At 58.6% G+C, this 17,636-nt stretch carries 21 protein-coding genes and 4 tRNA genes; 13 read left to right on the top strand and 12 right to left on the bottom strand.

The window, feature by feature from the left end:
• The first annotated feature begins 51 nt into the window (after positions 1-51).
• Together ACMGGG_RS02325 and ACMGGG_RS02320 are read left to right on the top strand one after the other, a co-directional pair.
• Positions 52-1,149 (top strand): major royal jelly family protein, encoded by a 1,098-nt coding sequence (locus ACMGGG_RS02325; protein ID WP_226938348.1) that lies wholly within the window; start codon positions 52-54, stop codon positions 1,147-1,149.
• 12 nt (positions 1,150-1,161) lie between these two features.
• Positions 1,162-1,950 (top strand): glycine betaine ABC transporter substrate-binding protein, encoded by a 789-nt coding sequence (locus ACMGGG_RS02320; RefSeq protein WP_414154800.1) that lies wholly within the window; start codon positions 1,162-1,164, stop codon positions 1,948-1,950.
• A gap of 39 nt (positions 1,951-1,989) precedes the next feature.
• Here ACMGGG_RS02320 and ACMGGG_RS02315 read toward each other — a convergent pair whose 3' ends face one another.
• Positions 1,990-2,880, bottom strand: coding sequence for a LysR family transcriptional regulator (locus ACMGGG_RS02315; RefSeq protein WP_112899535.1), 891 nt, complete (start codon positions 2,878-2,880; stop codon positions 1,990-1,992).
• Between the two features lie 51 nt (positions 2,881-2,931).
• Here ACMGGG_RS02315 and ACMGGG_RS02310 point away from each other — a divergent pair, with 51 nt between their 5' ends.
• A complete protein-coding gene (locus tag ACMGGG_RS02310) occupies positions 2,932-4,062 on the top strand; it encodes an L-dopachrome tautomerase-related protein (protein ID WP_414154799.1) in 1,131 nt (376 codons plus the stop codon).
• An 88-nt stretch (positions 4,063-4,150) separates the two neighbouring features.
• Here the strand turns inward: ACMGGG_RS02310 and ACMGGG_RS02305 are convergent, their stop codons facing one another.
• Positions 4,151-5,086: a DMT family transporter gene (locus ACMGGG_RS02305; RefSeq protein WP_063542977.1), complete on the bottom strand. Its 936-nt coding sequence runs from the start codon at positions 5,084-5,086 to the stop codon at positions 4,151-4,153.
• A 138-nt stretch (positions 5,087-5,224) separates the two neighbouring features.
• Here ACMGGG_RS02305 and ACMGGG_RS02300 point away from each other — a divergent pair, with 138 nt between their 5' ends.
• Positions 5,225-5,728 (top strand): Lrp/AsnC family transcriptional regulator, encoded by a 504-nt coding sequence (locus ACMGGG_RS02300; RefSeq protein WP_414154798.1) that lies wholly within the window; start codon positions 5,225-5,227, stop codon positions 5,726-5,728.
• A gap of 8 nt (positions 5,729-5,736) precedes the next feature.
• Here the strand turns inward: ACMGGG_RS02300 and ACMGGG_RS02295 are convergent, their stop codons facing one another.
• Both ACMGGG_RS02295 and ACMGGG_RS02290 read right to left on the bottom strand, forming a co-directional pair.
• On the bottom strand, positions 5,737-5,859 hold the full coding sequence (locus ACMGGG_RS02295) for a hypothetical protein (RefSeq protein WP_196759878.1): 123 nt from the start codon (positions 5,857-5,859) through the stop codon (positions 5,737-5,739).
• Positions 5,860-5,959: 100 nt separating this feature from the next.
• A complete protein-coding gene (locus tag ACMGGG_RS02290; RefSeq protein ID WP_414154797.1) occupies positions 5,960-6,310 on the bottom strand; it encodes a putative quinol monooxygenase in 351 nt (116 codons plus the stop codon).
• 365 nt (positions 6,311-6,675) lie between these two features.
• On the opposite strand from ACMGGG_RS02290, the gene ACMGGG_RS02285 reads away from it, so the two are divergent.
• Entirely contained in the window at positions 6,676-6,936 is a 261-nt protein-coding gene (locus tag ACMGGG_RS02285; RefSeq protein WP_193217512.1) for a DUF2790 domain-containing protein, read from the top strand.
• 50 nt (positions 6,937-6,986) lie between these two features.
• On the opposite strand, the gene ACMGGG_RS02280 is transcribed toward ACMGGG_RS02285, so the two are convergent.
• Positions 6,987-7,934, bottom strand: coding sequence for an AraC family transcriptional regulator (locus ACMGGG_RS02280; protein WP_112897385.1), 948 nt, complete (start codon positions 7,932-7,934; stop codon positions 6,987-6,989).
• Between the two features lie 172 nt (positions 7,935-8,106).
• Here ACMGGG_RS02280 and rclC point away from each other — a divergent pair, with 172 nt between their 5' ends.
• Entirely contained in the window at positions 8,107-8,706 is a 600-nt protein-coding gene (rclC, locus tag ACMGGG_RS02275) for a reactive chlorine resistance membrane protein RclC (RefSeq protein ID WP_112897383.1), read from the top strand.
• A gap of 544 nt (positions 8,707-9,250) precedes the next feature.
• On the opposite strand, the gene ACMGGG_RS02270 is transcribed toward rclC, so the two are convergent.
• Positions 9,251-9,326, bottom strand: a tRNA-Thr gene (locus tag ACMGGG_RS02270).
• A 52-nt stretch (positions 9,327-9,378) separates the two neighbouring features.
• Positions 9,379-9,819: a pilin gene (locus ACMGGG_RS02265; protein WP_414154796.1), complete on the bottom strand. Its 441-nt coding sequence runs from the start codon at positions 9,817-9,819 to the stop codon at positions 9,379-9,381.
• A 213-nt stretch (positions 9,820-10,032) separates the two neighbouring features.
• On the opposite strand from ACMGGG_RS02265, the gene ACMGGG_RS02260 reads away from it, so the two are divergent.
• The 4 genes from ACMGGG_RS02260 to yacG are packed head-to-tail and all read left to right on the top strand — an operon-like array spanning position 10,033 to position 12,929.
• Entirely contained in the window at positions 10,033-11,241 is a 1,209-nt protein-coding gene (locus tag ACMGGG_RS02260; protein WP_414154795.1) for a type II secretion system F family protein, read from the top strand.
• Position 11,242: 1 nt separating this feature from the next.
• Positions 11,243-12,109 carry a prepilin peptidase gene (locus ACMGGG_RS02255; protein ID WP_414154794.1) on the top strand — a complete coding sequence of 289 codons (867 nt, stop codon included), beginning with the start codon at positions 11,243-11,245 and terminating at the stop codon, positions 12,107-12,109.
• Positions 12,109-12,732 carry a dephospho-CoA kinase gene (coaE, locus tag ACMGGG_RS02250; RefSeq protein ID WP_054895241.1) on the top strand — a complete coding sequence of 208 codons (624 nt, stop codon included), beginning with the start codon at positions 12,109-12,111 and terminating at the stop codon, positions 12,730-12,732. The genes ACMGGG_RS02255 and coaE overlap by 1 nt, the downstream gene beginning before the upstream one ends.
• The gene (gene yacG / locus ACMGGG_RS02245; protein WP_054895240.1) at positions 12,729-12,929 is read left to right on the top strand and encodes a DNA gyrase inhibitor YacG; all 201 of its coding nucleotides are present in this window, start codon (positions 12,729-12,731) and stop codon (positions 12,927-12,929) included. Before coaE ends, yacG begins: the two co-directional genes overlap by 4 nt.
• 134 nt (positions 12,930-13,063) lie before the next feature.
• On the opposite strand, the gene ACMGGG_RS02240 is transcribed toward yacG, so the two are convergent.
• Positions 13,064-13,759: an energy-coupling factor ABC transporter permease gene (locus ACMGGG_RS02240; protein WP_414154793.1), complete on the bottom strand. Its 696-nt coding sequence runs from the start codon at positions 13,757-13,759 to the stop codon at positions 13,064-13,066.
• A 112-nt stretch (positions 13,760-13,871) separates the two neighbouring features.
• On the opposite strand from ACMGGG_RS02240, the gene ACMGGG_RS02235 reads away from it, so the two are divergent.
• From ACMGGG_RS02235 to ACMGGG_RS02225, 3 genes are all read left to right on the top strand, one after another.
• A complete protein-coding gene (locus ACMGGG_RS02235; RefSeq protein ID WP_414154792.1) occupies positions 13,872-14,501 on the top strand; it encodes a DUF1780 domain-containing protein in 630 nt (209 codons plus the stop codon).
• Between the two features lie 143 nt (positions 14,502-14,644).
• Entirely contained in the window at positions 14,645-14,818 is a 174-nt protein-coding gene (locus ACMGGG_RS02230) for a DUF3094 family protein (RefSeq protein ID WP_054895237.1), read from the top strand.
• An 84-nt stretch (positions 14,819-14,902) separates the two neighbouring features.
• Entirely contained in the window at positions 14,903-16,198 is a 1,296-nt protein-coding gene (locus ACMGGG_RS02225; protein WP_054895236.1) for an NAD(P)/FAD-dependent oxidoreductase, read from the top strand.
• 105 nt (positions 16,199-16,303) lie between these two features.
• On the opposite strand, the gene phnN is transcribed toward ACMGGG_RS02225, so the two are convergent.
• The 4 genes from phnN to ACMGGG_RS02205 all read right to left on the bottom strand — a co-directional run bounded on the left by phnN (position 16,304) and on the right by ACMGGG_RS02205 (position 17,449).
• Complete coding sequence (gene phnN / locus ACMGGG_RS02220) at positions 16,304-16,864, bottom strand: phosphonate metabolism protein/1,5-bisphosphokinase (PRPP-forming) PhnN (protein WP_054895235.1); 561 nt, start codon at positions 16,862-16,864, stop codon at positions 16,304-16,306.
• 346 nt (positions 16,865-17,210) lie between these two features.
• Positions 17,211-17,286 (bottom strand) — tRNA-Lys (locus tag ACMGGG_RS02215).
• Positions 17,287-17,292: 6 nt separating this feature from the next.
• A tRNA-Pro gene (locus tag ACMGGG_RS02210) sits at positions 17,293-17,369 on the bottom strand.
• Between the two features lie 4 nt (positions 17,370-17,373).
• A tRNA-Asn gene (locus ACMGGG_RS02205) sits at positions 17,374-17,449 on the bottom strand.
• Between the last annotated feature and the right edge of the window lie 187 nt (positions 17,450-17,636).

The raw sequence follows: 17,636 nt of genomic DNA, 5'->3' as shown, positions 1-17,636 counted from the left end.
AAAGCTTTCTTCCAAGCCACTGGCCTGGCTGTCGCGGTCTCGCTCAGTGCAATGGCCATGGCCGATACCGCCTCGGGCACAGGCACCAACCCCGAACGTGTTTTCGCTTTCAATGGCGCCATGCCTACAGGCGTGACCGTCACCGAAACGGGTCGGATCTTCATCAACTTCCCTCGTTGGGGAGACGAAGTACCCTACACCGTGGCGGAGATTAAACAGGGCCATCTGGTTCCTTACCCGGACCTGAAAACGAATGTGGAAAACGCCAAGGATCCGGCCGCCGGGTTCATCAGCGTGCAGAGCGTTGTAGCTGACGGTCAAGGGCGTGTCTGGGTATTGGATACAGCCGCTCCCGCCTTCTCCGAACCCAAGGCAGGTGGAGCCAAGCTGATCGCAATCGACTTGAACACCAACAAGATCGTGAAAACAGTTGTGTTCCCGCGCGAAGTGATTCTGCCAACTACCTATGTGAATGACGTACGTTTTGATTTTCGCGTAGGTAAGGAAGGTACCGCTTACGTCACCGATTCGTCGGTAAAAGGGCCAGGTGGAATCATCGTGCTGGACCTGGCCAGCGGTACGGCAACCCGCCGCCTCAGCGGGGCCAAATCGACTTCCGTAGACCCTGAGTTCCGACCTGTGATCGAAGGGAAACCAGCACTCATCACACGCGACGCGCAGGGTAAATCAGGATTGCTGACCGTAGCCTCGGACGGCATCGCCCTGTCGAGCGATGGTAAGACACTGTATTTCTGTCCGCTTTCGAGTCGACACCTGTATTCGGTTCCAACGGCTTTGTTGCGAGACCCCAATGTAAGCGAAGCCGAACTTGAACAAGCAGTTGTTGACCTTGGTGAAAAAGGCGCCTCCGACGGTCTTGAGGCTGATGCTAACGGAGCAGTCTATGCGGGGGATTATGAGCACAACTCCATCCGCAAACGCCTTGCCGATGGCACTTGGCAAACCGTGGTTGAGGATTCGCGAGTCCTTTGGCCGGATACCTTGTCGATCGGCCCAGACGGATATCTGTACTTCACTGCCAACCAGCTGCACCGCTCACCTGGCTTCAACGATGGCCAAGACAAACGGGTGAAACCTTACAGCCTTATGCGCGTCAAGATCGACGCCAAGCCTGCGCAAACGCATTGATAAGGAAATGACATGCAAAAGCACATTCGCTTGGGCTACATCGACCTCAGCTTCCATGCCGCTAGCGCAGCGCTTGTGCAGCGCTCGCTAGAGCGACATGGTTATCTGGTGGACGTCAGCACAGCGCCTCATGAGGAAATGTTCCGGTTGTACAGCGAAGGACAGGTAGAGATGCTCGTATCAGCCTGGCTGCCAGCCAGCCACGGTGCCTACTTGGCAGCTTGCAAGAAACCGAGCACTTCCCTTGGAGTTCTATACAACCCATTCTGCATTTGGGGTGTGCCTGATTATGTACCGGAGGATCAGGTCGCTACGATTGCAGACCTGCTGAGGCCGGATGTTGCCCAGCGGATGAGCCGCCGCATCCAAGGCATAAACCCTGGTGCCGGTATCAGTCGCTTTTCCAAAGCCATGGTGACGCAATACGCGTTGGATGCTGAAGGCTACTTTTTTGCGCAAGGCACCGAGGCTGATTGCTTCAATCGTTATGAGCAATCCTATGCCGAGCGGGAATGGTTTGTCGTGCCGCTGTGGCATCCTCAATATTTGCACCATGCCTATCAAATCCGAGCCCTAGATGAACCGCTCGGGCTGTTGGGTGGTGAAGATCAAGCAACGCTCATTGCCGCCAGTGACGTTGTGCAAGAGATGCCGAAAGAACTGATTGAGGACCTAATCTCGCTACAACCTGGCAATGCCGCGGTCAGTGAGCTTGATTTTCTTATCCGTCACAAAAAGCTTTCAGCCTTGGAAGCTGCAGACATCTGGCTCGCACGTCAGTCGGCACCGGCGGGAGCTTGAATCAGTAGCAGGGCCCCGTGCCCCGCCACTGAGCCCCGACTAGCTTTCGAAACGTTTTGCTAGAAAGGCTCTAAGCGATTGGATGGCCGGCGTGAGCGATGTGCGATGGGCACATACCAGCTGAAGCGGCGCCGGCTGCCCATAGCTTTCCGGGAATAGCTCAACCAGGCGGCCGCTACGAAGATCCTCAGCAACATCGAGCCTGGACTTGTAAACGATCCCCAATCCGGCGACAGCCCAACGTCGAACAATGTCGGCATCATCGCTGATTCGATCACCCGTCACCTGAACCGTCCGCACTCCCTGTGGAAAATTGAAGCTCCAACGCTCGTAAGTTTGCTCGCCCATTACATATCTCAGGCAATTATGCCCGCTCAACGCCTCAGGAGATTCCGGCATACCATGACGCGCGAGATACGCCGGCGAGGCGCAGACTGTTCTGCGGTTCATCGGTGCGAGCGCTAAGGACACCAGGCCCGAGTCACTCAACTGTCCATACCTGATACTAGCGTCCAGATGTTCCCCCACCAGATCGGCCACCTGATCACTAACCCGCAATTGCAGACGTACCATGGGGTGCGTTTGCTGAAACTCATCTAGCCATGGGAGCAACACGTTCCTGCCGATATCAGATGGCATCGACAAACGAATAGTGCCAGCGATCTCGTCACGGCCCTGGGTCAACGCTACCTCACCATTATCAAGTGCTTCCAAGGCTTGCCGCGCGTGCGGCAAGTAGCGTTCGCCATCATCGGATAATCTCAACCGACGCGTCGAGCGAACAAACAATCTCGCGCCCAAGTTGCTTTCCAGACGCTGAATGGCACCGCTCGCCAAGGCGGGCGAGATGTCAAGCAACCGCGCCGCGGCGGAGAAACTACCCGCAGCAGCCGTCGATACGAAGACCTGCAGATCATCGATTCGTATGATTTTCTTCACTTTGACGAAATTCTTTACGTGATGGCGAGGTTTTTCAGCGTAATGGGAAAAATGATCATTGCCCAGCCCTTCAAACAGGAACTTGCAATGACCTTCTCTAAACGATTTGTACTAACAGCTGTGATGGCAGGCTTGATCGGTGTAGCCCACGCCGAAGTGCCGCCAACCCTTCACGTGGTAGCCCAATCGGCAAATGCCGTATGGAATGCGGTGGCTGTGGACAGCGCCGGAAGCCTATACGTATCGGGCCCAAAATGGACTGGCTCAGCGGGGCCATCTGTATCGAAGCTAGACCCAGCAGGCCAGCCCCATCCCTTTCCAAATGAGCGCTGGAATAGCAATGACGCAACCATTCCGGCCGAACAGCGCTTCGTCAATGTCAATGCAATGCGTGTTGATGACAATAGCCGGCTGTGGATTGTCGATGCAGGCGTAACTGACTTCGGCGGTAAAGTCATTCCAGGTGGTGCAAAGGTCGTGGTCGTTGACCTAAAAAGCAGCGAAGTGATCAAGGTCATCCCATTCGACAGCAGCATCGCTCAAGAACATAGCTACATCGACGATATCCGCCTCAATGGCAAGCATGCCTACCTGACGGACGCTGGCGTTCCTGGCATCGTTGTCTTGGACTTCGAAACCAACAAAGCCCGGCGCGTCTTAACGACCAGTCCTGCTGTACGCGCACCCACGAACCGCGACATTATCCTGAGCGGCAAAGTAGTCAGAGCGCCAGATGGGACAGCATTGAGGGTGCACTCCGATCCCCTTGAAGTATCCCCGGACGGGAAATGGCTCTACTTTGCACCGTTGGAAGGCCCTTGGCACAAGATTGAAACGCGCTGGCTGGATGACGCCAACCTGCCTGAAGCTGAGCTCATCAAACATGTCGAGTTCTGGCGAGACCTGCCGCCGGTCGGTGGAACAGTCATGGACAGCAAGGGCAATTTCTACTTCAGTGACCTGGCTGAAGATAGCGTCAAGCGAATCGCCACTGACGGCACCATTCAAACCATTGCACAGGACAGTCGCCTGCACTGGGTCGATGCACCGGCGTTCGACAACCAGGGCAGATTGTACTTGCCGGCAGCACAAGTTGATCGAGTAGGCTTGTTCAACAATGGCGCATCGAAGGTCGAGCGACCACTGAGCGTCTATCGTATAGACCCTAAGTAACCTCACTGCACCCGTTTCAGAGCTGATGCCTTGTGCATTGCGAGCTCTGAAACGGGTTTATCGAAAAGCCTCCGCCAACCTTTATGGTTTAGGTCCGGCGGGAGCGCGAAGCTAATGCAGAAACCACGACCCCCAAAACCACCAGGCCGAGCCCGGCAAGGAACATGGTGGAAACGGTCGCACCGAAAGCCAAGCAAGAGAACACTGTTCCAATCAGGGGTACCCCAAGGGTGAAATTTGACATGCCAAACGTCGAAATTCGCCGTCCGTACTCCGCAGAGATCACAAAGCACGCCGATGTCGCAATCGGACCGATGAAAAACAATTCCTCAGCCAGTTTCCTATCCAAGACAAGGGATGTCGGTGGGCCTTCGCTGACATATGCTGCAATCGCCAACGGTATGGTAGCCAAGAGCATCTGCCACGGGGCAAGCGCCAGAGGCGGGGTCACCCACCGATGACGTTTCACGTGAAGGATGACAATTGCCCAACTGACCGCTGCAAGAAGCAGGAATATTGCCCCCAACACTGTTTCCCGGTTTGTCCATTCGAGCTCTCCTGGGGAGCACACAGCCGCGATCCCTGACATCCCTATGACAAGCCCTGCAATCTGCAACCGAGAGGGCATTTCACGGAACATGACCCAGGCGACAACCACACACCACAGTGGCGTTGTGTATGCCAAGAGCACAGCGCGGCTAGTATCGACATGAACCATCGCCACCATACCCAGACCTGTGAAAGCCATCATCTGCAACAAACCCACGCTTGCGATGATTGGCATATCCCCTCTAACGGGAAGCTTGAGCTGTCCTCTCGCGACCAGATAAGCAACAAGACAAACCGCGGCACTGGCGAAACGAATGGTAGCCAGCCAGAGCGGAGGTACGTCATGCAATGCAAGCTTAGTAACCGGCCAGCTACTTCCCCACAGAAGCACCATGACACCAAGCCAAACGTAAGTTGAAGATATCCCGAAATTCTTGGAGCGAGTCTTAAACACTTGCTGAGTTGAAGCGCGCATGGTGCCACCTCGTTGCAATCTAGTTACGTAGCACCATGATATTTTTGAGCACGCGAAAAAACGTACCTATCTCTTCCTCAGAAGTAGAAATACCGGTACATTTCATTGGAAAGCTCTCATGCAGAGGAAAAATTTACCATGAGCCGCTCAAAGCTCGATGACGCTAGCCTGCGTATCCTTGATGCACTCCAAGAAAACGCGGAGTTAAGCAATGCCGAACTCGCTGAAATGGTAGGGCTTTCAACTTCGCCGTGCTGGCGACGTGTCTCAGAGATGAAGGAAAGTGGGGTCTTGCGAGGCGCCGTTACGCTAGTTGATCCTGCAGCGCTCGGCCTTGCAATAAATGTATTCGTACACGTGTCGCTCAAACTCCAGGACAAGCAGTCTCTAGAAGTATTTACGAACGCGATCAGGGAGCGCCCAGAGGTGATGGAGTGCTATTTGATGAGCGGCGAGGCGGACTTTATGCTGAGGGTGGTAAGCGAAGACCTGACAAAGTATCAGACGCTACTGCTTGACTGTTTGACGACCATACCCGTTGTGGCAAGCATCAAATCGAGTTTCGCACTTAGCCAAGTTAAATATACGACTGCACTGCCCACGAATCACTTGAGAGGGCGCACTTCAGCGGGCAATAACTAATGTTCGTTCTATCTTTCGCTCCTCAACCGAGGAGTGAACTCTTCCTCCATTTCCTTGATCCATCGACTCAGCGTTGGGACGGCAATATTCAGGGAAAATGTGGCGCTAGTAAAATGACTGGCTTCAGCCACCGCCAAGAACACTTAAAAGTTCTGGCCTCCACTAACTTATGTCTCACCTGAGAACCTGAAAAGTCCGAAACCAAACTGAGACGCTACGTTAGCTTAGAGCTCATGGCAAACCGTTTCCAAGCCAGAAGTTTGGGTTTACAACAGTCTCCACCTGTACAGCAGAAGCAGCTGGAGCCAAGCGAAAAACCTGGACACTCGCTTTGCCGTCGATAGCCGCGCTTAAATTTTTAAACGCCTCACCGAGTGTATGTTGAGTCAGCGCATCATCATTTTGCCAAAGCTCAAGCATGGTCCAGTGGCCTTGAGTGTCCATGTTTTCAAAAAGACGATAATGAAGACACCCGTGCTCTGACTGCGTCGCTTCGACAGCTATCAGCAGAGCGCTGTGAACCTCGGCTACTGATGATGGATCTGCGGTGATATGCGCTACAACGGTAATCGTACTAGCCATGGCGAGCACCCAGTTTGTTGATACCTTAGCTTGATCACTTCCACTAGCACGTGAAACCCAAAGGGTAGCGAAACAGTTTCAACAAATTGACGAAAGTCTCTTTGTTGCTCCTGGATGTAGCCCGCGCTTTCAAGGGTAGGAGCAGCCTTACTCCTAACGTCTGCCCTGGCAAGCATCGCACTCCGGAAGGTCGGATTTATCGGCAAAACGGTGCGCTGAGCTACCTGAGATGATTGGACAAGAACCTGAGCCGAAAGCGAAAGAGCTCGTGCAGCTTCGCCAATAGCATGGTCATCAAGGGAGTCGAATAGATCCCGCCAACAAACGAGCGACACGCCGCTCATGCAAACAAATTGGAGATGATCATGAAAAAATTCATTGTTGCACTCGCCTTAATGACCCCGGCCGCTTTCGCGGTAGCACAAGGCAACAATCCGGACACAGACGCTCACCAGTACCGCTACGGTGACGTGATTGACGTGGATAAAGTAGTCTCGCAAGACGTTGTGGTTCAGTCCGAAACTTCACAGGCGCTGGAAACGGTGAAGCTGGTGTACCGTGATCACGCGGGGGTAGAGCACGACCTTTACTACAAACGCGTCGCTGAAACTCACCAAGACAGCTGATATACGATTTGGTGATTGGCCCGTCGCTATGCGCCGGGCCCACCGCGAATTCACACCGCATCCTTAGCGAGCCTAGCCTCCAATTCACCCAGCTTTCGCTCTCGCCGATATTGTCCAGGGGTCTGCCCCAGCACATCCTTGAAGACTTTGCTGAATGACGCCTGCGTTTGGTAACCCACCTCCAAAGCGATATCACTCAAACCAGAGTCCGTCTTTGCCAACAGCAAGCATGCGATTTCCATCCTGATTCGAACCAGCAAGGTTCCCGGAGGACAACCTGCTATGCGCGTAAAGGCCCTCATAAAGCTGGCGCGCGACATGTTGGCCATTTCTGCCATGCGCTCAACGGTCCAGGCATCTGAGGGATCCTCTAACAACGCACGCCATACTTTGGAAAGACGCCGGTCGGCCAGAAGACCGATGCTACTTTCAACAGGTGGGCTGGTATCCAGCCATGACCGCAGAACCATTGTGAACAGCGCGGTAGTCAGGGCATCAACTATAGACCGAGCTCCATGGTGGTTGGCTTCGGCTTCGCTACGAATCAGTCCAGTCATTGCAGAGAGCGCAGAAGCGGACTGTGTCGAACTCAAGCTGACATGGATGTACTCAGGCAGCGCCTCGAAAAGTGATGAGCCTGGCTGGTAAATAAACCTCCCACATAGCAGATCCAAGGGCTCACCTTCGCCTTTTAACCGATGCAAAGGTAAAAGCCCCTCGCGAACGACCACCGGACGATTTGGCTGATCAACATCCGAATCACTTTGAAGCAAGTGGCCGGTGCCGTGTGGGAGCAACAGGATGTCGCCCGCGTTGAGTTCTATAAGGCTGTGGTCAGGCAAGCGTAATTGGCAGCGGCCTGAGAGGACGATGTGGTAACGCGCAGTACCGAGCTCATCCGGCTGATGGTCAATCGACCAACGCCCCGCAAAATGGCAACGCAGATCCATGCTGCCGCGCACATCAGCAAGCGTGATGAGTTTGTCTAACGTCGTCATGGTCATCTCTTCAGAAGGCTATCCGGGCGCAATTTAAACCAACCCAGGGGAAAGCGCAGTCGCCAAAGGCGATGATTGAGACGATTGGCAAAAAGGCGGAGCGCATCCGGCAAAAGCGCGAAGCGGAATCTTCTTAGGATGGACTCATCTTGAAACCACAAGGAATCACACCATGAGTCCCTTTCAACTGCTGGTCATTGCAAGCCGCCTGGATAAGCTTGGAATTCATCTCGTTCGCTTTGGCGTGGCCATTGTTTTCCTGTGGATTGGTGCGTTGAAATTCGTGCCCTACGAGGCTGACAGCATCACTCCATTTGTGGCAAACAGCCCATTCTTCTCGTTCCTCTATGCACACCCAGAGGCCTATCGGGAGCACTTCACGCATGAAGGCCAGCTCGACCTAGCGCAGCGTGCTTGGCAAGTTGCCAACCATACCTATGCCTTCTCAAATGGACTGGGCGTGGTCGAGATCAGCATAGGGTTTTTGGTATTGGCTTACCTTGTCTCACCGAAGCTGGGGCTCGCGGGAGCTGTGCTCGCTTTCCTCACACCCATCGTGACGCTGTCGTTCCTGATCACAACGCCTGAAGCGTGGGTAGCGAATCTAGGAGATGCTCAATTCGGCTTCCCGTACCTTTCTGGAGCTGGACGCTTGGTCTTGAAGGATGTGTTGATGCTGGCAGGTAGTGTGTTGATGATTGCTGACTCTGCTAAGCAGCTAATTAATGGCACCAGCCTGATCAATCTGGATAAGAAGAGAGTGAGTGGTTAGGTAGCCCTCCCGCCGCGAGCCAGCGCTACGCGCGGTCGAGAAAAAGGGTATCCATGTCGTTTCGATACCTTACGACGTCGAAGTCAACAGGGGTGCCTGACACGAGTAGCTCGGTAGCCACGCGCTGAAAGCTAACGTCGCCCCTGTGGAGCGCAGCCATCACAGTCCAAACCACGTTCATCCCTTTTCGTACTTGGCGTTTGCAGGTGTTGAAGCCCAGCACAGCAAAAATGACTAGCGCTAGAGAGGTGATGGCTTGTGCCGCGGTGGACCAGGTGCCCACCAGCCGCAATTATGTCCTGCATCTCGGCAGCGCTAATCGCGGCTGACGCCAATTGCTGCAGTGAGCAGCAAAAGCGTAGCGGCTAGGCACCAAAAGCCAAAGGCATAAGGATTTCTCATCCCGGATTCACTTTGATGTCGTTGAATCTAATAATGAAAAAAGCCCCACCAGGAAAAACTGCGCGGGGCTTTTTTTGCTGTCAGGCTGGTGTGACGGTCAGTTAGATCACTGAAAAAAGGACTTCGTAGGGCCCGAATTTACTGGTGCCGGAGACAGGAATCGAACCTGCGACCTTCGCGTTACGAGTGCGCTGCTCTACCGACTGAGCTACACCGGCGTGTCCGCAAAGCTACCACCGCCGCCATCCATACGCAAACCCCTGTTTCCCTTCACTTATTACCCTGCGCCCCACCCTGCCCCGGCGAACCTGCACAGCCGCTGGGCGCAAGATCCTCTTCGATGTCGGTGCTGCACGTCCACCCGGTCGCCGCGCGGGTCAGTGTCAGGCGCTTGCCCACGACGTTCGCAGGCGCATCCGCGAGGGTGCAGACGATGCTACCGGTGCCTGCAGCGGCGTTGCCGCTGGCGACGATGGCGCAGTGGTTGGTCGTGGGTTGTCCGCCTAGCGCGGCAACGTCGGCGACGTCCTTGCCTTCGTTCAGGCGCAGGTCCATCGGGGTCTTGAGCGCGGAGATTTCCAGCAGGCCGGCCGCTGCTTTGGTGCGGGCCTGGTGGTTGGTGTACATGGGGATCGCGATGGTCGCGAGGATGCCGATGATCGCGACGACGATCATCAGTTCGATGAGGGTGATACCGCGTTGCCCTTTCATAACAGGTTCCTTGTCGATTCGGTCAGGCCTCGAGCCGCTGGGCGGGTCGGGGTCGGCTGGGGCGCAGTAGAGCCCAATGGACACCTTTTGTCACCCCTGCGTGGCTGGACGTCGTGTCCGCTCAACTACTCTAGTGAGCGTCTGGAATTTCTGCCCTGGGATGGGCGCGGCAAGCTGTTACGGGGCTTGTCGGGTGTGGCAAGGAGCTGGCGAATGAAGGATTCGACTCGATTGTATGCGTGGCGAGGCGTGGATGCGCGGGGGGCGCGGGTCAGTGGGCAGATGCAGGGGCGCAGCCCGGCATTCGTGCAGGCGGGGTTGTTGCGCCAGGGCATAAAGGGCGCGCGGGTGTGGCCGGCGGGTGGGCGGGGTTGGAAGCTGCCGGTGCGGCGGGAGAAGGTGGATGCGCCGGGGTTTTCGCGTCAGTTGGCGACGCTGTTGAAAGCGGGGGTACCGCTGTTGCAGGCGTTCGAGGTGATGGGGCGCAGTGGTGCAGACGCTGGGATGGTGCGGTTGCTGGGGCGCTTGCAGCAGGATGTTTCTGCAGGGTTGGGGCTGGCGGATGCGCTGCAGCGGCACCCCCGTTGGTTCGATGCGTTGTACTGCAACCTGGTGCGGGTCGGGGAGCAGTCGGGGACGCTGGATCGGCAACTGGAACAGTTGGCCGACTTGCTGGAACGGCGTCAGGCGCTGCGACGCAGGGTGCGCAAGGCAATGCTGTATCCGCTGATTCTGCTGCTCATGGGGCTCGGGGTGTCGGCGTTGCTGTTGCTGGAGGTGGTGCCACGCTTCGAGGGGATGTTTGCGGGGGTGGGCAAGGAGTTGCCAGCCTTTACCCGGTGGGTTATCGAATTGTCTGACGCGCTGGGGCGGCATCTGCTGGCTGTGCTGGGGATATTCGGTGTGGCGGGGCTGGCGGTGCGCAAGCTGTATCGGGAGCACTTGCCGGGGCGGCTTTGGATGATTCGCCAGGCGCTGCGGGTGCCGGTGTTCGGGCGCTTGTTGAGCCATGCGGCGTTGGCGCGCTTCGCACGTAGCCTTGGGACAGCCTATGGTTCGGGGGTGGTGTTGCTCGATGCGCTGGAAACGGTGGCGGCGGCGAGCGGCGATGCCTTGCACGAGCGGGCGATCCGCCAGTTGCGCCAAGGCATGGCCAATGGCTTGGGGCTGCATCAGGCGATGGCGCTGGAGCCGTTGTTCGCGCCGCTGCTGGTGCAGTTGACGGCGATCGGCGAGTCGAGCGGCACGCTGGAAGCGATGCTGAACAAGGCGGCCTGTCATTACGAGGAACAGGTTGGGCAGGCGCTGGAGCAGTTGACCAGCCTGCTGGAGCCAGCCATCGTGCTGATCCTCGGTGTTCTGGTGGGTGGTCTGGTGGTGGCCATGTACTTGCCGATCTTCCAGTTGGGTAGCCTGATCTGACATGAATCTGTGGACTTTTCTTGCCGACCAGCCAGGGTTCTTCCTGGCGAGTGCAGCCGTGCTCGGGCTGCTGGTGGGCAGTTTTCTGAATGTGCTGGTGCATCGGTTGCCGGTGATGCTCGAACGCCAGTGGCAGAACGAGGCGCGTGAAGTATTGGGGATGCCGGTGGAGGCGCATGAGCGTTTCGACCTGTGCCTGCCGGCCTCGCACTGCCCGGGCTGCGGGCATCGGATTCGGGCGTGGGAAAACATTCCGGTGGTGAGTTACCTGGCCCTGCGTGGGCGCTGCTCGGCGTGCAAGGGGCGGATCAGCTTGCGTTATCCGCTGGTGGAGCTGGCCTGCGCGGGGCTGTCGCTGGTGGTGGCGTGGCATTTCGGGGTGAGCGTGCAGGCGCTGTTGGCGCTGGTGCTGACGTGGTGCCTGCTGGCCCTGAGCCTGATCGATGCGGAGCATCAATTGCTGCCGGATGTGCTGGTGCTGCCGGCGCTGTGGCTGGGGCTGGTGGTCAATGCCTTCGGGGTGTTCGTGCCGCTGGCCGATGCGCTGTGGGGTGCGGTGGTCGGTTACCTGAGCCTGTGGTCGGTGTATTGGCTGTTTCGGCTGGTCACCGGCAAGGAGGGCCTGGGCTATGGCGATTTCAAGCTGCTGGCGCTGCTGGGTGCCTGGGGCGGCTGGCAGGTGCTGCCGCTGACACTGTTGCTGTCGTCGGTAGTGGGGGCGGTGATCGGGCTGTGTCTGCTGCGGCTGCGCAAGGCTTCGCTGGGGGCGACGATGCCTTTTGGGCCCTATCTGGCAATTGCGGGCTGGATCGCATGGCTCTGGGGTGATGAAATATACGCTTCCTACATGCAACTGCTCGGATACTGATGACCACTGCTGCATTTACCCCCTGGATTCTCGGACTGACCGGCGGCATCGGCAGCGGCAAGAGCGCTGCCGCCGAGCGTTTCGTCGAGCTTGGCGTGCACCTGGTGGACGCCGACCAGGCGGCGCGCTGGGTGGTCGAGCCGGGTCGGCCGGCGCTGGCGAGCATCGTCGAGCGCTTTGGCGCGGGCGTGCTGCTGGATGACGGCACCCTTGATCGCTCGGCCCTGCGCCAGCAGATCTTTGCCGACCCTGCGCAGCGGCGCTGGCTCGAGCAACTGCTGCACCCGCTGATCGGGCAGGAGATCTTCAGCTACCTGGCCAAGGCCGAGTCGCCCTATGCGGTGTATGTGTCGCCACTGCTGATCGAGTCGGGGCAGTACCAGAAGACCCAACGCATCCTGGTGATCGATGTGCCGCAAGCGCTGCAGATCGCGCGCACGCTGCAGCGTGACAACACCAGCGAGGAGCAGGTGCAGGCGATTCTCAAGGCGCAGTTGGCGCGGGAAGAGCGCCTGCGCCATGCCGACGATGTGGTGGTCAATGACCGCGACCTGCCGTGGCTGCATGAGCAGATCGACCAGTTGCATGCCTTTTACCTGACTTTGCGAGGAGGCCAGCCTTGAGCCAGCCAATGACCGTCGATTGCCCGACCTGTGGCGCACCTGTGGAATGGAGCGAGAAGAGCCCGAACCGGCCGTTCTGCTCCGATCGCTGCAAGCTGATCGACCTGGGGGCCTGGGCGGCCGAGGAGCACAAGATTCCAGCGGCGCCGGAGTCGGAGGATGAGCTGTATTCGGGGGATCTTGAGCCTCGGCATTGATTTGATGAGGGGGGTGGGGATGGCACCGGCTTTGCCGGTCATCGCGGGACAAGTCGGAGCGCCCAACCGCCGCTCCCACAGATCATTCCCACAGGGATATTTAGAGAGGGTTCCACAGGGGTTTTAGAGGCGATTCAGTCCTTCCCCTCGCCCTCTTCATCCTTCCACGGGGCCTGCAGGTAGCGGGTGCGGTTGAAGGTTTCCAGCCACTCGGGGCAGAACACCACCAGGGCGCTGATCACGGTACCGTTGATGAAGGCCTCGGGGAATATCATCAGCCACAGGTAGCCGACGAAATCGCTGAGCCACTCGGGCATGGCGAACAGCCCGTCCAGCCATAGCACACTCAACGCGGCCATCAGGCACAACAAGGTTGCCAGGGCGGCAGCGAAGAATCCCGAACAGAAGATATAGACGAACAGGTTACGCGGCTGGGCGCGTTCGACCAGGATCGCGCACACCTCGGTGACCAGCACCGGCAAGCCGATGATCAACAGGCCGTTGACGCCCAGCGCTGCCAGGTCCTGGCGGCCGAGGGCGAGCAGGCCGATCTGGGCAAGAAAACCGCCCAGTATGGCCAGCGGCCAATCCAGCAGCAGGGTCACGGCGGTCATGCCGATGAAGTGGAAGGACACGCCGGTGTCGAAATCGCGCCGCACCAGCCACAGCGCGAACAGGCCGAACACGGTGCCGAACAGCAGGTGCTGGCGGCGCGGGTCGCTGACCAGCTCGACCCAGCGAGTGCGGCTGGCCGCCCAGATCAACAGGGGAACATAGGCCAGCCAGCCAAGCGTGAGACTGGTGGAGGACAGGACCTGTGCGCTGATCACCGCGACCTCGCGTGCATGTCGGATGCTTTCGAGTCTACACCCATTCCCTGATGACGATTCCCACGAACAAACAAGCCCTTATCCTTCACAATTGCAGGCTAAGCTTGTTCCCATGGATGACTCAGACTACCTGCGCCTGCTTACCATCCAGGCCGAACAAGCCAACGCGTTCCTGTCCAATGCCCGCAAATGGGAGCGTGAGCGTTGGGTCTGCCAGCGCCTGCTGCAAGGGTTGAACCTTCCCTACCGCAGCGAGGACTTCACCCCGGCCGGCCAGGAGCCGCCTGACGTGCTGTTTCGCGATGCGGCGTTCGAGGTGTTCTTCGTCCTCGACGAAGGGCGTCGGCTCAACGACGAATGGCGCGAGGAGCTGCAGCGTCGGCGCAGTGCCTTCTCCCTGGCCCAACTGGTGCGCCGCGAGGCGCGCCCCCGGCGAATCAGCGCACAGGAGCTGCTCGCGCGCCTGGCCCCGACCCTGCGCAAGAAGGCGCACAACTACCGCGAGCGCGGGCTGGACTTGGGCGAGCTGGACATCATCGCCTTCGCCAGCCTCAAGCGCGAGGTGCTCGACCTCAACAGCCATTTCCCACCGCCCACCGAATACCTGCGCCAGGGCTGGCGCTCGTTGTCGCTGGTGGGGCCGACCTTCGCCCGGGTGCTGTTCGCCCACCCGGACGCGCCGGATTTCCTGCGCGGCAACCTGGGGCGCAGCATTCTGTTCGATGTCGGTATCAGTCTTTGATCGCGTGCCGGGTGTCTTTGCGATGGCGTACACTCGGCGGCGGAGATGAAAGGTATTATCATTTGTTTCACGTGCTTGCGATAACGCTGCAGGAAAGGTTGTAGCGTTCTCGTCATCCCAAGCGTCTACCCACGAGGCCCACCATGACCAGCCGCCTGAATCCGGAAGATCAGCGTCGCGTCGATGAGTATCTGCGAGCCCCCCAGCATCAAGTCGAGCGCAAGCCTTTCAGGCCCTGGCTGCTCCTTGCCCTGGTGGTGATCGTGACCATTGGTCTGGGCCTGTTGAGCCGCTTGCTGAGTGGACTGGTGCTATGAGCTGCCTTGCGCTCGCCCTCCTCTCTCGCACGCAGCGGCCGGACCTTGTGTCCAGGAATTCCGTAAAACTTGTGAGATATCCCCATGACTCATCGCATCGTGATTGTCGGCGGCGGCGCCGGCGGCGTGGAACTGGCGACCCGCCTGGGTAAGAGCCTCGGCAAGCGCAAGCGCGCCGAGATCACTCTGGTCGACGCCAACCTGACGCACATCTGGAAACCGCTGCTGCACGAAGTGGCTGCCGGTTCGCTGAACTCCTCGGAAGACGAGCTGAACTACGTGGCCCAGGCCAAGTGGAACCACTTCAACTTCCAGCTGGGACGCATGAGCGGCCTGGACCGTGAAGGCAAGCAGATCCAGCTGGCCGCGACCCTCGACGAAGAAGGCCGCGAGCTGCTGCCGGCGCGTACCCTGGGCTACGACACGCTGGTGATCGCCGTAGGCAGCAACACCAACGACTTCGGCACCCTGGGCGCGGCGCAGCACTGCCTGTTCCTCGACAGCCGCAAGCAGGCCGAGCGCTTCCACCAGCAACTGCTCAACCACTACCTGCGCGCCCACGCGGGCGATCAGGCCAGCGAGCAGATCAGCGTGGCCATCGTCGGCGCCGGTGCTACCGGGGTGGAACTGGCGGCGGAGCTGCACAACGCAGCCCACGAGCTGGCGGCCTACGGCCTGGACCGCATCCAGCCCAAGGACATGCACATCACCCTGATCGAGGCTGGCCCGCGCGTGCTGCCCGCGCTGCCGGAGCGCATCAGCGTGCCGGTGCACAAGACCCTGGAGAAACTCGGGGTGACGGTGATGACCAACGCTGCGGTCAGCGAAGTGACCGAGGAAGGCCTGAAAACCGCGACTGGCGAAGTGATCCAGGCGAGCCTGAAGGTGTGGGCGGCAGGTATTCGTGCGCCAGGCTTCCTCAAGGATATCGACGGCCTGGAGACCAACCGGATCAACCAGCTGGTGGTGCGTCCTACGCTGCAGACCACGCGGGATGACGACATCTTCGCCTTCGGCGACTGCGCCGCCTGCCCGCAACCAGGCAGCGACCGCAATGTGCCGCCACGGGCGCAGGCGGCGCACCAGCAGGCTTCGATGCTGGCCAAGAGCCTGAAGGCGCGGCTGGAGAACAAGCCGCTGCCGACCTACGCGTACAAGGACTACGGCTCGCTGGTGTCGCTGTCGCGGTTCTCGGCAGTAGGCAACCTGATGGGCAACCTGACCGGCAGCGTGATGCTGGAGGGTTGGCTGGCGCGGATGTTCTATGTGTCGCTGTACCGCATGCACCAGATGGCGCTGTATGGGGTGTTCCGCACGGCGATGTTGATGATCGGCAGCAAGATCGGCCGCGGCACCGAGCCGCGCCTGAAGCTGCACTGATCAGCTGAGATCACGAGGGCCGCTTTGCGGCCCTCTTTGCGAGCACGTCGCCGCGCAGGTGCCGCAAGCTCTGGCGTGACCGGCAGGGCAGAGTGCCAAGCAGGGTCAATTGCATGGCCGCTCCAGGTGCGCGAGCAGACGCGAGACGGTGTCGGCCAGTGGCCCGGAGTTGTCGAGCACCAGCAAGCCGGGGTCGGCCTCGCGCGCTTCGCTGGCAAAGCGGGCATTACGCGCCAGGCGTGCCTCCACTTCCTCCTGCGACTCACGCCCCCGCGCCAGCAGGCGCTGGCGCAGGATGTCCTGCTCGACACTGAGCAGCACCACCTGCAAATTCGGATAACGCTGCCGCGCCGTGTTCAGGTAGCCACGCGAGCCGTTCACCAGCACGTCGTGCCCTTCCCCCAGCCACTGGTCGATGACCCGTGGAATGCCGTAATGCAGGCCATTGGCCTGCCAGTGCAGGGCAAAGGCGCCGTCCTCGCGCATCTGCTCGAACTGTGCGGCGCTCACCGCCAGGGCGGCTTCGCCCATCGCTTCGGCAGACCGGGTGATGACCCGCCGGGCAATGCGACAGCCACGCGCTGTCAGTTGTTCGCGGGCGGCGTCCAGCAGGCTGTCCTTGCCGGATCCGGACGGCCCGATCAGGTAAATCAACCTGCCTGCCATCAGTACACCCTCTTCGCTTCTCGCCATACCTGCCGCACCGACGCGGATATCGCCACGCTCATGCAACCCTCACAGCACTGACCCTTTGGCACGATACGGGGCAAACCGATGCCGCTGTGCTCGGCGGTGCCGAGATTGACCGCGGCAGCAGGCTGGTCGAATGATAATCGCTGGGAGGATATCCAGCAGCCCCTCGCGCGCCAAGTCGGCCGCTGCCACAGAGATTGTGGCTGGCCTTCAGATTTTGCACAGAACAGTTGCTACCCAGGAAAACAGCCGCGAGTTACGAAATGATTTTCTCGAGACAAAAGAAAAAGGGCATCTCATTCGAGATGCCCTTTTTACATGGTGGGTCGTGTAGGATTCGAACCTACGACCAATTGGTTAAAAGCCAACTGCTCTACCAACTGAGCTAACGACCCGGAAAATGGTCGGGGTGAGGGGATTCGAACTCCTGACATCCTGCTCCCAAAGCAGGCGCGCTACCGGACTGCGCTACACCCCGAAATTGGCTCCGCGACCTGGACTCGAACCAGGGACCCAATGATTAACAGTCATTTGCTCTACCGACTGAGCTATCGCGGAACTGAACTTCGTACAACTCTTACAGCTTCGAAGCTTGTGTTAGCTTCAATCTCTTCAGCGTTGTCGCTGCTGAGGTCGGCTATTCTACATTCTTCGTTTTGCTTGTCAACCACTTTTTTTTACCCAACTTACTGATTTGTAAGTTGTTTTCAGATCATCTTTACCGCCGGTGATCTGCGTAGTGCCT

Source organism: Pseudomonas sp. BNK-44-b (assembly GCF_047456245.1).
Classification (GTDB): domain Bacteria; phylum Pseudomonadota; class Gammaproteobacteria; order Pseudomonadales; family Pseudomonadaceae; genus Aquipseudomonas; species Aquipseudomonas machongensis.
This window is presented reverse-complemented; position numbering and strand designations above follow the sequence as displayed.

Bases quoted from the DNA above. Each gene is read 5' to 3' on its own strand.
- ACMGGG_RS02325 (WP_226938348.1), top strand. From the start codon at position 52: ATGGCCATGGCCGATACCGCCTCGGGCACAGGCACCAACCCCGAACGT.
- ACMGGG_RS02320 (WP_414154800.1), top strand. From the start codon at position 1,162: ATGCAAAAGCACATTCGCTTGGGCTACATCGACCTCAGCTTCCATGCC.
- ACMGGG_RS02310 (WP_414154799.1), top strand. From the start codon at position 2,932: ATGGGAAAAATGATCATTGCCCAGCCCTTCAAACAGGAACTTGCAATG.
- ACMGGG_RS02305 (WP_063542977.1), bottom strand. From the start codon at position 5,086: ATGCGCGCTTCAACTCAGCAAGTGTTTAAGACTCGCTCCAAGAATTTC.
- ACMGGG_RS02300 (WP_414154798.1), top strand. From the start codon at position 5,225: ATGAGCCGCTCAAAGCTCGATGACGCTAGCCTGCGTATCCTTGATGCA.
- ACMGGG_RS02290 (WP_414154797.1), bottom strand. From the start codon at position 6,310: ATGGCTAGTACGATTACCGTTGTAGCGCATATCACCGCAGATCCATCA.
- ACMGGG_RS02285 (WP_193217512.1), top strand. From the start codon at position 6,676: ATGAAAAAATTCATTGTTGCACTCGCCTTAATGACCCCGGCCGCTTTC.
- ACMGGG_RS02280 (WP_112897385.1), bottom strand. From the start codon at position 7,934: ATGACGACGTTAGACAAACTCATCACGCTTGCTGATGTGCGCGGCAGC.
- rclC (WP_112897383.1), top strand. From the start codon at position 8,107: ATGAGTCCCTTTCAACTGCTGGTCATTGCAAGCCGCCTGGATAAGCTT.
- ACMGGG_RS02265 (WP_414154796.1), bottom strand. From the start codon at position 9,819: ATGAAAGGGCAACGCGGTATCACCCTCATCGAACTGATGATCGTCGTC.
- ACMGGG_RS02260 (WP_414154795.1), top strand. From the start codon at position 10,033: ATGAAGGATTCGACTCGATTGTATGCGTGGCGAGGCGTGGATGCGCGG.
- ACMGGG_RS02255 (WP_414154794.1), top strand. From the start codon at position 11,243: ATGAATCTGTGGACTTTTCTTGCCGACCAGCCAGGGTTCTTCCTGGCG.
- coaE (WP_054895241.1), top strand. From the start codon at position 12,109: ATGACCACTGCTGCATTTACCCCCTGGATTCTCGGACTGACCGGCGGC.
- ACMGGG_RS02235 (WP_414154792.1), top strand. From the start codon at position 13,872: ATGGATGACTCAGACTACCTGCGCCTGCTTACCATCCAGGCCGAACAA.
- ACMGGG_RS02230 (WP_054895237.1), top strand. From the start codon at position 14,645: ATGACCAGCCGCCTGAATCCGGAAGATCAGCGTCGCGTCGATGAGTAT.
- ACMGGG_RS02225 (WP_054895236.1), top strand. From the start codon at position 14,903: ATGACTCATCGCATCGTGATTGTCGGCGGCGGCGCCGGCGGCGTGGAA.
- phnN (WP_054895235.1), bottom strand. From the start codon at position 16,864: ATGGCAGGCAGGTTGATTTACCTGATCGGGCCGTCCGGATCCGGCAAG.